Origin of the sequence: Amycolatopsis sp. NPDC058340 (genome assembly GCF_042723975.1) — a bacterium.
GTDB lineage: Bacteria > Actinomycetota > Actinomycetes > Mycobacteriales > Pseudonocardiaceae > Amycolatopsis.
In genome coordinates this window covers 359,133-371,096 of the sequence record NZ_JBHXIB010000001.1, presented here as the reverse complement: position 1 = coordinate 371,096, position 11,964 = coordinate 359,133, and the positions used below count along the sequence as shown (strand labels likewise).

Below are 11,964 nucleotides of genomic sequence, written 5' to 3'. Positions count from 1 at the left end.
CTGAGTCGAGGGAAGGGGGCCTTCACGGCGTTCCGAGGTAAGCCAGGACCGCGAGCACCCGGCGGTTGGTGTCGTCCGAGGCGACGATGCCGAGCTTCGCGAAGATGTTCGCGGTGTGCTTCCCGACCGCTCCCTCGCTGAAGTGCAGCCGCGAAGCGATGGCGGCGTTGGAGCAGCCTTCGGCCATCAGCCCGAGCACCTCGCGTTCGCGCGGGGTCAGCGCGGAAAGCGGGTCGGACGCGTTGCCCGCCACCAGTTTCGCGATCACCTCGGGATCCATCGCGGTGCCGCCGCCCGCCACTCGCCGCACCGCGTCGATGAACTGGTCCGCGTTGAACACCCTGTCCTTCAACAGGTAGCCGATCGCGCCTGCCCCGTCGGCCAGGAGTTCCCGCGCGTAGAGCTGCTCGACATGTTGAGACAGAACGAGAATCGGCAATCCGGGGATATCGCGCCGCACGGCCAACGCGACCTGGAGTCCTTCGTCGGTGAGCGTCGGCGGCATCCGGACGTCGACGACCGAGACGTCGGGCCGGTGCGTGCGCAGCGCCCGCTCCAGTTCCGGTCCGGTGCCCACCGCCTCGACGACGTCGAAACCGTGCGCGGTCAGCAAATGCGTCAAGCCGTCTCGGAGGAGGTACTGGTCCTCGGCGACGACGCATCGGGGTCGAGCTGGCACGGGATCTCCATGATCGCCTTCGTCGGCCCGCCGGGCGGGCTGGTCAGAGCAAAAGTACCGTCGAAGGCGCCGAGCCTGCGTTCGATCCCGCGGATCCCGCTCCCCCGCGCCGCGTTCGCGCCGCCCTTGCCGTCGTCGGTCACCTCGATCCGCAACAGACCGTCGTCGTAACCCAGTTCGACCGACACTCGCCGCGCCTCGCCGTGTTTCGCGGCGTTGCCAAGCAACTCGCTGACCGCGAAGTACGCGCACGCCTCCGCGGGCTGCTCCAGCCGAGGCAGGGTGCCGTTCACCGAAGCCCGCAGCGGGCTGTCGAGCGCCATCGCGCGCACGGCGTCACCGAGCCCGCGCTCGGACAACACCGGCGGGTGAATCCCGCGCACCAGCAGCCGCAACTCGGTCAGCGTTTCGGACGACGTCTGCCGCAGCTCGGCGGCCAGCCGTTTCGCCGCGGCCGGGTCGCTGTCGATCAGCGCTTCGACCGCGCCCAGCTTCATGCCCATCGCGACCAGCCGCGACTGGACGCCGTCGTGCAGGTCCCGCTCGATGCGCCGCAGCTCGGCGGCCTGCGCGACCGACGCGTCGGTCCGCGTCTGCTTCAACCGCTCGACACGCTGCCCCAGCCGCGAAGCCTCTGTCGGCCCGAGAAGCAGCTTCGCGAAACGCGCTCCCGAGCGGGCGAGCCATGGCGCCACGGCCAGTCCGGCGACGATCGCCGCCACGGCGACGGGAGTCAGTGCGAGCGCTTGCCCGAACGGCCGCAAGACCCACAGCGCCACCACGCCACAGATACCGCCGAACACCAGCGCCGCCGTCGGCACCGCCAGCAGCCCCAGCACCACGGAATTGGCCATCGCGCCCGCAAGGTCGCGCCAGGTCGCGCGGTCACGCAACGCCCAGCGCAAACGGGCCAGCCGCGCCGGCCACCACGGTGTGTCGTACAGCTGCCGTCCGTGCCGGTACATCCCGTCCGCACGCGGCACGGGGAACGACGGCTCCGGCAGATACGGGCGATCGATCCGCACGCCGGTCCAGTTCTTGGCCTCGCGGCGCAGGGTGTCGGTCACCGAACGACCGGCGACGACCATCGCCGGGAACAGCGGCGCCGGCCAGATCAGGGCCAGCAGCGTCGGGATCGCCATCCCGAGCTGCGCGGCCGAAAGCCCGAACAGGCCCAGCTGGAACCCGAGCGCCTTCAGCCTCGTCTGGACCCAGCCGTCCCCGGTGCGAGCCGGGCGGGGCCCGAGCCACCAGCGCGTCCATTTCCCGTAGAGCCGGAGCGCGCGCGGCCCGGCCAGCAGAACGGCGGGCATCAGCAGCAGGCCCGCGAGCGGATTCCACAGCTGCCAGCCGAGGTCGCGGCCGGTCGCCGGATCGTCGGAGATCCATTCGAATCGTTTGGTCCACCGGATGAACCACGACCGTTTGAACAGGCTGTTCCCGTCGCGATACCAGCCGTCGCGCTCGCGTTCCGGTTCGGGCGGCGCCGGCCGATAGGGCGATTCGACCTCGACACCGCACCAGCGTCCGGCCAGGCGACGGGTGAGCGCGGCACGCGGACGCGTCCCTTCGAGCGCGAGGGTGTAGGCGAAGACCAGGCCGACACAGAGCAGGCAGAAACCCACCAGTTCGAGCAGCAGGTCCAGCCAGCTCACCAGTGCCAAACCCGCGAGCACGAAGCCCCGGCGCACGGAGGTGAGGTAGGTGCGGATCATGCGACGAAGTCTTCCCCACCGCCGCGGCCCGGCACAGTGACCACAGGCCCTCGATCAGGGTGGGTCCAGCCCCACCCCAGCTGTGGGTTCAGCGCCATTCTGGCCAAGTCCGTTGCGCCATAGCGTTTTTCGCATGCCACTCATCGAAGTCACCAACCTCCGCAAGACGTACGGGGAGCACGTCGCGGTCGACGACGTTTCGTTCCACGTGGAACAGGGCGAGATCTTCGGGATCCTCGGGACCAACGGCGCGGGCAAGACCACCACGGTCGAATGCCTCCAGGGACTGCGCACACCGGACTCCGGCACCATGTCGGTCCTCGGCCTCGACCCCGGCAAGGACCACAACGCCCTGCGGCAGCGCCTCGGCTCGCAGCTCCAGGAGAGCCGGCTGCCGGACAAGATCAAGGTCCACGAGGCGCTCGACCTCTACGCGTCCTTCTACGCGAACCCCGCCGACACCGGCGACCTGCTCGCGAAACTCGGCCTCACCGGGCAACGGGACAAGTACTTCGGCAAGCTTTCCGGCGGGCAGAAACAGCGCGTCTCGATCGCGCTCGCGCTGGTCGGCCGCCCCGAGGTCGCCGTCCTCGACGAACTGACCACCGGACTGGACCCGCATGCCCGCCGCGACACCTGGAAGCTCGTCGAGGCCGTGCGCGACACCGGTGTCACCGTCCTGCTCGTCACGCATTTCATGGACGAGGCCGAACGCCTTTGCGACCGCCTCGCGATCTTCGACGCCGGGCGCGTGGCCGCCACCGGCACCCCGGCCGAACTCCGCGACCGCGCCGGTAAATCCACTTTGGACGATGCCTTCGTGACCCTGACCGGCCGCGACTGAGCCAGGAGACGACAAATGAACACACTAGCCAAGATCACCATCACCGAAACGAAACTCGCCCTCCGCACACCCGGTTTCGTCATCGGCGGGCTCGTCCTCCCGACGGCCATCACGGCCGTCCTCGGCGCCATTCCCGCCATCCGCGCGGACAGCGAAACACCGACGGGCCTGCGCTTCCTCGACGCCTGGGTGCCGTCGATGGTCGTGCTCACCATCGCCATGATGGGCCTGCAAGCGATCCCCGGGATCATCGCTTCCTACCGCGAACAGGGCATCCTCCGCCGCTTCGCCACCACTCCGGTGCACCCGGCCCAGCTGCTGGTGGCGCAGCTGATCATCAACGTCACCGTGACGATCGGCGGGGTCGGCATCCTCCTCGTGACGGCGGGCGCCGTCTTCGACGTCCCCACCCCTCGTCACCCGCTCGGTTTCCTGCTGACATTCGTCCTCGGCACGACCGCGATCTTCGGCCTCGGGCTGATCGCCGCCTCGGTCGCCAAGACCAGCCGCGCCGCGGGCGGCATCGCGCTGATCGCCTACCTCCCGATCATGTTCCTCGGCGGCGTCTACCTGCCGCGCCCCTTGCTTCCGGAGGCCATCCGCGACATCGGCGCGTACATCCCGCCGGGCGTCAAAGCCCTCGAAGACGCCTGGACCGGTACCGGCGCGCAGCCGCTGCAACTCGCCGTTCTGGCGGCTTTCGCGGTGGGCAGTTGTGTCGTGGCGGCGAAGCTTTTTCGCTGGGAGTGACGACGGCTTCCGCCAAAGTGGTGATGATGATCGTTTTCTCTTGTGGCTCGGGCCGCGGGTGGGTAGTCAGGTAGACGGCCCATGTTCACCGTGTCTCTCTCGGAGGTTCGATGTCTCTGGATGTATCGCCCGCGCTGCTGGAGAAGGCCGAGCGCGGGGAGGTCTCCGACGCCGAGTTCGTCGCCTGTGTCCGGGAGTCCCTGCCCTACGCCTGGACCGTGATCACCGGCGTCATCGCGGAGGCCGAGGGCGCGGCCGACGGGTTCGCCGACAACGAGACGCCGCCCCCGAGCGAGGCCGAACGCGGCCAGCTGCTGCGGGCGCTGGCCTCGGACGCCATCCGCGGCGGGCTGGAACGACACTTCGGCGTGAAGCTGGCGTTCCAGAACTGCCACCGCGTCGCCGTGTTCAAGAAGTCCCAAGTGGACAGTGACCGCTACCGCGCGTTCGTCTCGGCCCGCGGCCAGCTGCTGAACCAGAGCCCGGAACTCCGCGACTGCTAGCCGCGGCGCAACGCGGGTAGCACTTCTTCCCCGATCCGCGCGATGTTCTCGAGCGTTCCCTCCGGCGTACCGGACGCTTCCACCATCATGATCACGTGGGAGACCCCGGTACGCCGGATGCTCGTCCCCAGCCTGTCGACGCAGTACTCCACTCCGCCGATCGGGTGCATCTCGCACAGTCGATCGGTATAGGCCACCGGGTCCTTGTCCAGGCCCTGTCTGCCGTCGAGGTACACGTGCCCGGCGAAGCCCTCTTTCAGGGAACCGGGCAACGCGGACCGCACGACGTCCAGCGCGTCGTCCCCGACCTGGCACATCACCGTCGACACGTGCTCGGCGGCGGAATCCCCGTACGCGGCAAGGGTTTCGATTTTGCCGTCGTCGTCGGTGTGCAGCCCGAGCAGCATCGGCAGCCCGCGATCGGCGGCGAGCCGCACCGCCCGCGAGCCGGCGTCGCCGCAGGCCACCACCGGACGCGGGGCGCGTTCCGGCCGCGGCACCATCGGCACCTCACGGAACCGGAAGTGCTCCCCGTCGGCCGAGACCGTCTTCGACGTCATCGCCGCGAGCATCAGGTCGAGGCTCTCCTCGAACCCCGTTTCGTAGCGGGACGCGCCGGTGCCGAAGACCTCCAGGTCCTGCCAGGGCCCACCGCGCCCGACGCCGATCCGCAGCCGCCCGCCGGACACGGCGTCGAGCAGCGACCACTGTTCGGCGAGCGCCACCGGATGCGCGACGGACAGCACGCTCACCGCGGTGCCGACGGCGATCCGCTCGGTGCGGCCGAGCACGTGCGCGGCGAGGGTGATCGCGGACGGGCAGACGCCGTACGGCATGAAGTGATGCTCGGCGAACCACACGTCGTCGAACCCGGCCCGTTCCGCGGCGACGGCGGCGTCGACCGACCGGCGCAGCACATCGGCGTCCTCCTGGCCGGGAAACCGGCCGGAGACGAGAAAGACCCCGAATCGCACGTCTACTGGACCGAAACCTCGTTGAACCAGAGCCGGGGCTCCAGCCACGGGAAGACGACGAACATCAGCAGCGCCACGATCCCGAGCGCCAGCACGACCGCCGTCGCCAGTTTCACCGCGAAGGGGCCTGGCAGCTTGCGCCAGATCCAGCCGTACATCAGCGCGCCTCCGAGATCTTGGGCAGGAGTTCGGCGTAGGTGCCGACCTGGTTCTTCGGCACCTGCTGGGCCAGCACCGCGTGGATGATGAGCCGTTCCTTGGCCGAGAACTTCGGGTGACATGTCGTCAGCGTGAGCAGTGAGACCTGATCGGCCTTCGGCAGGATCTCCGGGTCCTTGTACGGCACCGGGTTCACCGTGTCGCCCTTGGTCGGGAACACGATACGGCGGCCGTTGGTCTCGCCGTAGGGGCCGCCGTCGGCGGCGTTCGGGTTGCGCAGCGTCCCGACGTTCTTGCACTTCGGCTGCGCGCCCTTGCCCTCCGCCCAGCCTTCGACCTCGTCCTTGTACGGCAGCACCTTGTAGATGTAGAAGTCGGTCTGCGTCTCGATGATGATCTGGTCGCACGAGGTGAGGTTGTCCAGGTCGTTGAACGGCGCGCCCTTGCCGACCCGGTGGCCCGCGATGGCGAAGTTGCCCGGCTCGCCCGGCAGCGCCGTGCCCTTGTAGTGGCCGGGGCCGACTTCGAGCGCCGCCTCGGTGGTGCCTTCCTGGATGGTGAAGTTGAAGTCGGCGCCGAACACCGGGATGTGGATCCTGGCGAACGCCTTCCCGTCGACCAGGTCCGGGTGCAGCTTCCGGTCCTTGCCCCACTCGCCGTCCAGCTCGGAACTGGCCTCGGACTGTTTGCCCGCGGAGAAGAGGTCCGTCACGTAGACCTCGTAGACCATGAACAGCAGCACCACGAGGCCCGCGGTGATGAGGAGCTCGCCGACGGTCCGGATGGCGACGCCGCCCTTGCCGAGCTCACGCGGTGGCGGACGTTCCTCGGTCGCGGTGCCACCGCCGACCGGTTCGAAGACGACCGTCTCTTCGTTCGACCCCGGCGGCGGCACGGGACGACGGCGCGGCGGTGGCGCGTCGCTCCGGCGGCGCGGCGGAGGTCCGTCGTACGCCCTGCCGTCCTGCGGCCGCCGTCGAGGCGCCTCTCCCGGGGCACGACGCGGCGGAATTGCGTCCTCCGGCCTACGCCGGGGGGCCGGACGGCCTCCGCCGGGTGGTCGTTCGGAGTACCGCCGTCGGTCCCCGCCCGGCTCTTCCCGCTCAGCCACGCAAAGCTCCTAAGTCTCGAACGAAGCCACTGCCGAACCGTGTGTGACACCATTGTCACAGTGCGGGAAATCGACCGGTCCCGGACGGTGCCCAGCGGCGCTCGTTTACGTTAACGTGTGCACGTGGCGCTGGTTGCGCACCCGAAAGCGGGTCATCGCCACCAGGGAAGCCGAACAGTACGCGAGGAACACGATGCCGAAGTCCAAGGTCCGCAAGAAGACGGCGTACACCCCGCCGACCGATCGCCGCACGCCGGTGAAGGTCAAGGCGGCGGGCCCGTCGAACCTGTTCTACAAGATCGTGATGTTCGGCCTCATGCTGATCGGCCTGTTGTGGCTGGTCGTCAACTACATCGCGGGCGACAAGATCCCCTTCATGGCGGATCTGGGCAACACCAACTTCGCCATCGGTTTCGTGCTGATGATCGCCGGGTTGCTCATGACGATGCGGTGGCGGTGAGCATTACCCCGGATGGCGGCTTGACGCCGAATTACACCGGTGTGACTCATCCCCAGTGTGGATAACCCCTGTGGATAACTACCCCACCTCGTGGGCGCCCCAGCAGAACGTTGTGGTAGTGGCCTGGGTGATCACCCTGTTGTTGCTGGCAGGCGTGCTGTGGCTGGCCATCGGCGGCGACGTCGGCGGCACCGTCCTGACCGGGGTCGCGATGCTGTCCGTGGGCGCTCTCGCGCTGCACGGCACCCTGCTCCGTCCCCGGCTGGCCGCCGGGCCAGGCGGACTCCTGGCCAGGACCGTCGGCGGGGCGCACCGCTACTCCTGGACCGAAGCCCGGCTCCGGCTGCGCACCACGCGACGGCTCGGCCGGGACAGTGTGACCCTGGAGGTCGAATCCGGCGATCACCTGCTGGTGTTCGGCCGGATCGACCTCGGCGAGGACCCCCGCGACGTGCTGGACGTCCTCACCGCCCTCAAGGGTCAGGCGTTGTCGTAGTAGTCGGGTAAGGCGAACGTGGCGTGACCACCCGACGGCTACTCCGGGTAACAGGCGTACGAGGGCACGCCTCGGCTGGTGGTGAGCTCGCAGGTCGCGGAGATCGTTTGCGAGTCCTTCCAGACGACGAGCCCGATCATCGCCACCACGACGATCGCGATCCCGCCGAGCTGCCATTTCAGCCGGTTCTTGTCCGGCGCGTACAGCAGCGCGAAGGTGGCCAGGAGCCCCGCGACGAACCCGCCGGCGTGCCCGAGGATGGAGATACCGGGCACCTGGAAGGTGATGAAGACGTTCAGGCCGAGGATCACCAGCAGCCAGGTCGGATTGAGCCGCAGCTTGATGACGATGACCGTGTACGCGCCGATGAGCCCGAAGATGGCGCCGGACGCGCCGACCACCGGGACGGCGTCGAGGTCGCTGAAGACCAGGTTCGCGGCCGAGCCGCCGAGCAGGGAGACGAAGTAGAGCACCGTGAACGGGACGCGGCCGAGCGCGGTCTCCAGCGGGCGCCCCACGAACCACAGTGAGAACGCGTTGCTCGCGATGTGCAGCAGGCCGTACTGCAGGAAGCCCGAGGTGAGGATCCGCCACCACTCGTCGCCTGCCAGCGTCGCGGGATTCCACAGCTGCCCGTACTGGAACAGCTCCGAGAAGTTGTTGTTCGCGAGGCTGCCGGACTGGACGACCGTGATGAGGAAGATGAGGACGTTGAGCGCCAGCAGGACCGGCGTCACGACAGCCGTCCGAACGGGCTGGGCGCCCGCGAGCGTGCGCGAGCCGTAGCCGGCGTCGCGGTACTGCCTCTGCTGGGCGCGATCCTGCTGGCGGCCCGCCTGGACACAGTCCGTGCACTGGAAGCCCACGGCGGCTTCGCGCAGGCAATCCGGGCAGGCCGGACGCTCGCAGCGTGAACAGCTCAGCCCGGTCGGCCGGTTCGGGTGCCACCAGCAGCCGGGCATGGCTGCCTGCTGGTACTGGGGATTCGGTGGTTGGCTCACGATGCCACCAACCTACCGAAATCCCCAGTGACAGGCTCTGCGATCAGCGGCTGATGCTGACCTTCTCGATGACGATGTCCTGCAGCGGACGGTCGGCCGGACCGGTCGCCGTGCGGCCGATCGCGTCGACGACGTCGCGGGAAGCCTGGTCCGCGACCTCGCCGAAGATGGTGTGCTTGAAGTTCAGGTGCGTCGTCGGCGCGACGGTGATGAAGAACTGCGAGCCGTTGGTGCCGGGTCCGGCGTTGGCCATGGCCAGCAGGTACGGCTTGGAGAACTGGAGCTCCGGGTGGAACTCGTCGCCGAACTTGTAGCCGGGGCCGCCGCGGCCGGTGCCGGTCGGGTCGCCGCCCTGCAGCATGAAGCCGTCGATGACGCGGTGGAAGATCGACCCGTCGTAGAACGGGCCCGAGTTCGTGCCCTGCGCGTTGGGCTGGGTGTACTCCTTGCTGCCCTCGGCGAGCCCGACGAAGTTCGCGACCGTCTTCGGCGCGTGGTCGGGGAACAGGTTCAGGTTGATGTCACCCTGGTTGGTGTGCAGAGTGGCCTTCAGCGCGCCACCAATGAGGGATCCCTTGCTTTCAGTCACGAGCTTCATCGTGCCATCTGCGGCAAGATCTGGGGAAAAGGGGCACGATAGGTTACAAGCAACGAAGCAGAATCAAAACGATTGATGAGGTGAAGGCCATGACCCGGGCCGCAGATTCGGTGAGCGAGTCGGCGAAGGCCGGCGCGCTCGGCCTGCGCAAACGTGCTGTCGAGGCGGGTAAGGAAGCCACCGCCCACGCCGTAGAGGTAGCCGAGCAGAAGCTCTCCGAGAGCGCCGGTGAGATCGCTAAGACCAGCCGTCGCGCGCGCAAGAAGCTCGCGAAGAAGACGGAACTGACCCGCAAGGAGCTCAAGCGGAGCTCGAAGGCGGCTCGTAAGGAGGCGCTGGCCAGGATTTCCGAGATGCGGAAGCCGGGCCGCAAGGCACGCAAGGCCGCCATCCAGGCCGCGAAGTCCGCCGGTGAGTCCAAGCGCCGGGGCAAGAAGGACTTCAAGGCGGCGAAGAAGGACTTCAAGGCCGCGCTCATCGAGGCGAAGACCGCCGCGAAGGGGACGCGCAAGCGTCGTCGCTGGCCGTGGGTGATCGGTATCGCGGTCGTCGGTGCCGGTGCCGCCTACGCCCTGCGTTCCAAGCAGGAGCCGCCGGTCGCGCCCGCGCCGCCGAAGGCTCCGCCCGCTCCTCCCGCTCCTCCCGCCAAGCCGGCCGCTCCGGCCGCGGCCGCTCCGAAACCGGCACAGCCCGCTCCGGCGAAGCCCGCCGCTTCCGGTCCCGCTCCGGCGAAGCCGACGGCTCCGAAGAACGGGCACCAGGCTTCGAACGCGGGCTCCGCCGACAAGAAGAACTGACGCCTCACCCTCTTCTGCTTGTCGCGAAGGGCCGCCCAGGACCACTTCTCGGTCCCGGGCGGCCCTTTCACGTCCTGGTGAGCTCGTAGCCCGCCTCTTCGACGGCGGCGCGGACTTCGGCCACGTCGAGCTTCCGGTCGCTGGTCACGGTGACCGTGCCGTTCTCGACGTCGACCGCCACCGCGGTGACCCCGGCGATGGTTTCGATCTCCTCGGTGACGAATCCCGCGCAATGCCCGCAGACCATTCCGCTCACGGCGTAGGTGCTCTCGCTCATGCCGTCGCCGTTTCGCCGGGCAGGGTGCGGGTGAGCGTATGTCCCCGGCGCATCCGGCCGTCGGGGGTGAACTCCCCGAAGAAGTACACCTCCATCGTGAGGTCCCGCTTGCGATTCGTCACGTACAAGGTGCTCCGGGCGGCGATCCGGTCCCCGCCCGCCACCGCTTCGTGCACCTCCCATCGCGCGGTGGGCCGGTTCTTGCGGACCGGCCGGGTGTGCGCGATGAGCTTGTCCCGGTCCATCCGATGCCCGTCGGCGATCTGCACGATGTCCGGCGTGTGATAGCGGTCGACGATCACGCCCGCGTCTTCGTCGCTGTTCACCAGTTCGTCGTGGAAGGACAGGTTGAAATCCGCGATGAACTTCTTCGGGTCTGTGCCGTGGAAGGGTTCCATGATTGCTCCCAGCCTCACGAACGATCTCTTACAGGCTGTAAGATATCCACCGGCCATCAATTCTGACAAGGTGTAAGAGATGCCTCGACCCCCGGCGCGGAACCGGCGTTCCGACGCACAGCGCAGCAGGGCTTCGATCCTGGACGCGGCGCTCCAGACCCTCGGCGCGGATCCCGACGCGGGCGTCGAAGCCATCGCCACCACCGCGGGCGTGACCCGACAGACGGTCTACGCCCATTTCCCTTCACGAGGGGAGCTTCTGGCCGCGGTACTCGACCGCATCACCGAGGAGGCCGTCGCCGCGATGGACGCCGCGGACCTCGACGACGGCCCGGCCGCCGAGGCACTGGTGCGGCTGATCGAAGCCGGACGCCGCACGTCCGGGCGGTATCCGGCCTTGCTCCGGAAGATCACTTCCCTGCCGGTGAACCCGGACGACGACCGGCGGCGCCACTCACCGGTCGCCGAGCTGCTCGAGCGCGTCATCCGGCGGGGCAAGGCGACGGGCGAGTTCGACGATCGGCTGCCGACCGGCTGGCTGGTGGCGGTCACCGTGAAACTCGGTCACGCCTCCGGCGAGGAGGCCGACTCCGGCCGGATGTCCACCGACGAAGCCGCGGACGCACTGCGCACGAGCCTGCTCCGGGTGCTCGGCGCGACACCGTGAACATGACGAAGGGGCGCCTCTCCACCTCCCGTGAGCGGGAACCGGATCGACGCCCCTTCGGCGCGTTTACGTCAGCGCGAGATCAGGCGGACGCAGCGTGCTTGTCGATCAGCTGGCCGAGGCGGGGCAGGGCCTCCTCGACGTTCTTCTTGCCGTTCGGGCGCAGCTTCGAGTACACCTTCTTGATGCTGTCGCGGCTGCTCTTCTCGGCGCGCGAGTCGGTGACCGACAGGAGCGCGTCCGAGGCCTCGTCGCCGCGGCCGGCCAGGTAGGCGCCGAAGTCGTTGCCGCCCTTGGCCTTGAAGTCGCCGTAGAACGGCTCGAGGGCGACGGTGAAGTCGTCGAGCAGGGTGTCGACGGCGGCGGGGATGATGCCCGGCTTGATCTTCTTGACGGCGGCGAAGCCGGTCTTCACGACGGCACCCGAAACGCCGCCCTTGTCCGAGACCTCGGCGTCGACGAGGCCTTCGAAGTCGCTCACGACCGCCGGGCGACGGCTGGAGTCGAGCAAGATTTCCTTGAGGGTGTCAGCCAC

17 protein-coding genes are annotated in these 11,964 nt (G+C 68.6%); 7 read left to right on the top strand and 10 right to left on the bottom strand.

The window, feature by feature from the left end:
- Positions 1 to 22: 22 nt before the first annotated feature.
- On the bottom strand, positions 23 to 679 hold the full coding sequence (locus ACFWIW_RS01805; protein WP_378366642.1) for a response regulator: 657 nt from the start codon (positions 677 to 679) through the stop codon (positions 23 to 25).
- Positions 619 to 2,394, bottom strand: a complete 1,776-nt coding sequence (locus ACFWIW_RS01800; protein ID WP_378366641.1) for a sensor domain-containing protein — start codon at positions 2,392 to 2,394, stop codon at positions 619 to 621. The genes ACFWIW_RS01805 and ACFWIW_RS01800 overlap by 61 nt, the downstream gene beginning before the upstream one ends.
- A 133-nt stretch (positions 2,395 to 2,527) precedes the next feature.
- On the opposite strand from ACFWIW_RS01800, the gene ACFWIW_RS01795 reads away from it, so the two are divergent.
- The 3 genes from ACFWIW_RS01795 (at position 2,528) to ACFWIW_RS01785 (ending at position 4,491) form a co-directional block, all read left to right on the top strand.
- Positions 2,528 to 3,238 (top strand): ABC transporter ATP-binding protein, encoded by a 711-nt coding sequence (locus ACFWIW_RS01795; protein WP_378366640.1) that lies wholly within the window; start codon positions 2,528 to 2,530, stop codon positions 3,236 to 3,238.
- Between the two features lie 15 nt (positions 3,239 to 3,253).
- Positions 3,254 to 3,988, top strand: coding sequence for an ABC transporter permease (locus ACFWIW_RS01790; protein ID WP_378366639.1), 735 nt, complete (start codon positions 3,254 to 3,256; stop codon positions 3,986 to 3,988).
- A 110-nt stretch (positions 3,989 to 4,098) separates the two neighbouring features.
- Complete coding sequence (locus ACFWIW_RS01785) at positions 4,099 to 4,491, top strand: SCO5389 family protein (RefSeq protein ID WP_378366638.1); 393 nt, start codon at positions 4,099 to 4,101, stop codon at positions 4,489 to 4,491.
- On the opposite strand, the gene ACFWIW_RS01780 is transcribed toward ACFWIW_RS01785, so the two are convergent.
- Genes ACFWIW_RS01780 through ACFWIW_RS01770 form a run of 3 tightly spaced genes read right to left on the bottom strand, consistent with a single transcriptional unit; the run spans position 4,488 to position 6,519 of the window.
- Complete coding sequence (locus tag ACFWIW_RS01780) at positions 4,488 to 5,465, bottom strand: LLM class flavin-dependent oxidoreductase (protein ID WP_378366637.1); 978 nt, start codon at positions 5,463 to 5,465, stop codon at positions 4,488 to 4,490. The genes ACFWIW_RS01785 and ACFWIW_RS01780 overlap by 4 nt on opposite strands.
- Before the next feature lie 2 nt (positions 5,466 to 5,467).
- On the bottom strand, positions 5,468 to 5,623 hold the full coding sequence (locus ACFWIW_RS01775) for a hypothetical protein (protein WP_005161850.1): 156 nt from the start codon (positions 5,621 to 5,623) through the stop codon (positions 5,468 to 5,470).
- Positions 5,623 to 6,519 (bottom strand): class E sortase, encoded by an 897-nt coding sequence (locus ACFWIW_RS01770; protein WP_378366636.1) that lies wholly within the window; start codon positions 6,517 to 6,519, stop codon positions 5,623 to 5,625. Before ACFWIW_RS01770 ends, ACFWIW_RS01775 begins: the two co-directional genes overlap by 1 nt.
- A gap of 409 nt (positions 6,520 to 6,928) precedes the next feature.
- Between ACFWIW_RS01770 and crgA the strand changes: the two genes are divergently transcribed.
- Both crgA and ACFWIW_RS01760 read left to right on the top strand, forming a co-directional pair.
- Positions 6,929 to 7,195 carry a cell division protein CrgA gene (crgA, locus tag ACFWIW_RS01765; protein WP_005161856.1) on the top strand — a complete coding sequence of 89 codons (267 nt, stop codon included), beginning with the start codon at positions 6,929 to 6,931 and terminating at the stop codon, positions 7,193 to 7,195.
- 118 nt (positions 7,196 to 7,313) lie between these two features.
- Positions 7,314 to 7,691 (top strand): PH domain-containing protein, encoded by a 378-nt coding sequence (locus ACFWIW_RS01760; protein WP_378366635.1) that lies wholly within the window; start codon positions 7,314 to 7,316, stop codon positions 7,689 to 7,691.
- Between the two features lie 38 nt (positions 7,692 to 7,729).
- Here the strand turns inward: ACFWIW_RS01760 and ACFWIW_RS01755 are convergent, their stop codons facing one another.
- The gene (locus tag ACFWIW_RS01755) at positions 7,730 to 8,692 is read right to left on the bottom strand and encodes a rhomboid family intramembrane serine protease (protein WP_378366634.1); all 963 of its coding nucleotides are present in this window, start codon (positions 8,690 to 8,692) and stop codon (positions 7,730 to 7,732) included.
- A gap of 43 nt (positions 8,693 to 8,735) precedes the next feature.
- Positions 8,736 to 9,290, bottom strand: coding sequence for a peptidylprolyl isomerase (locus tag ACFWIW_RS01750; protein ID WP_037333946.1), 555 nt, complete (start codon positions 9,288 to 9,290; stop codon positions 8,736 to 8,738).
- Positions 9,291 to 9,379: 89 nt separating this feature from the next.
- On the opposite strand from ACFWIW_RS01750, the gene ACFWIW_RS01745 reads away from it, so the two are divergent.
- Positions 9,380 to 10,087 (top strand): hypothetical protein, encoded by a 708-nt coding sequence (locus tag ACFWIW_RS01745; protein ID WP_378366633.1) that lies wholly within the window; start codon positions 9,380 to 9,382, stop codon positions 10,085 to 10,087.
- Positions 10,088 to 10,154: 67 nt separating this feature from the next.
- On the opposite strand, the gene ACFWIW_RS01740 is transcribed toward ACFWIW_RS01745, so the two are convergent.
- Together ACFWIW_RS01740 and ACFWIW_RS01735 are read right to left on the bottom strand one after the other, a co-directional pair.
- Entirely contained in the window at positions 10,155 to 10,364 is a 210-nt protein-coding gene (locus ACFWIW_RS01740) for a heavy-metal-associated domain-containing protein (RefSeq protein ID WP_378366632.1), read from the bottom strand.
- Positions 10,361 to 10,762: a nuclear transport factor 2 family protein gene (locus ACFWIW_RS01735; protein ID WP_378366631.1), complete on the bottom strand. Its 402-nt coding sequence runs from the start codon at positions 10,760 to 10,762 to the stop codon at positions 10,361 to 10,363. The genes ACFWIW_RS01740 and ACFWIW_RS01735 overlap by 4 nt, the downstream gene beginning before the upstream one ends.
- 79 nt (positions 10,763 to 10,841) lie before the next feature.
- Here ACFWIW_RS01735 and ACFWIW_RS01730 point away from each other — a divergent pair, with 79 nt between their 5' ends.
- Positions 10,842 to 11,429 carry a TetR/AcrR family transcriptional regulator gene (locus ACFWIW_RS01730; protein WP_378366630.1) on the top strand — a complete coding sequence of 196 codons (588 nt, stop codon included), beginning with the start codon at positions 10,842 to 10,844 and terminating at the stop codon, positions 11,427 to 11,429.
- A gap of 82 nt (positions 11,430 to 11,511) precedes the next feature.
- Here the strand turns inward: ACFWIW_RS01730 and ACFWIW_RS01725 are convergent, their stop codons facing one another.
- Complete coding sequence (locus ACFWIW_RS01725; RefSeq protein ID WP_378366629.1) at positions 11,512 to 11,964, bottom strand: DUF6918 family protein; 453 nt, start codon at positions 11,962 to 11,964, stop codon at positions 11,512 to 11,514.

What these genes read in the sequence shown, in the direction of transcription:
- ACFWIW_RS01800 (WP_378366641.1), bottom strand. Translation starts at nt 2,394, where the DNA reads ATGATCCGCACCTACCTCACCTCCGTGCGCCGGGGCTTCGTGCTCGCG.
- ACFWIW_RS01795 (WP_378366640.1), top strand. Translation starts at nt 2,528, where the DNA reads ATGCCACTCATCGAAGTCACCAACCTCCGCAAGACGTACGGGGAGCAC.
- ACFWIW_RS01790 (WP_378366639.1), top strand. Translation starts at nt 3,254, where the DNA reads ATGAACACACTAGCCAAGATCACCATCACCGAAACGAAACTCGCCCTC.
- ACFWIW_RS01785 (WP_378366638.1), top strand. Translation starts at nt 4,099, where the DNA reads ATGTCTCTGGATGTATCGCCCGCGCTGCTGGAGAAGGCCGAGCGCGGG.
- ACFWIW_RS01775 (WP_005161850.1), bottom strand. Translation starts at nt 5,623, where the DNA reads ATGTACGGCTGGATCTGGCGCAAGCTGCCAGGCCCCTTCGCGGTGAAA.
- crgA (WP_005161856.1), top strand. Translation starts at nt 6,929, where the DNA reads ATGCCGAAGTCCAAGGTCCGCAAGAAGACGGCGTACACCCCGCCGACC.
- ACFWIW_RS01750 (WP_037333946.1), bottom strand. Translation starts at nt 9,290, where the DNA reads ATGAAGCTCGTGACTGAAAGCAAGGGATCCCTCATTGGTGGCGCGCTG.
- ACFWIW_RS01745 (WP_378366633.1), top strand. Translation starts at nt 9,380, where the DNA reads ATGACCCGGGCCGCAGATTCGGTGAGCGAGTCGGCGAAGGCCGGCGCG.
- ACFWIW_RS01740 (WP_378366632.1), bottom strand. Translation starts at nt 10,364, where the DNA reads ATGAGCGAGAGCACCTACGCCGTGAGCGGAATGGTCTGCGGGCATTGC.
- ACFWIW_RS01735 (WP_378366631.1), bottom strand. Translation starts at nt 10,762, where the DNA reads ATGGAACCCTTCCACGGCACAGACCCGAAGAAGTTCATCGCGGATTTC.
- ACFWIW_RS01730 (WP_378366630.1), top strand. Translation starts at nt 10,842, where the DNA reads ATGCCTCGACCCCCGGCGCGGAACCGGCGTTCCGACGCACAGCGCAGC.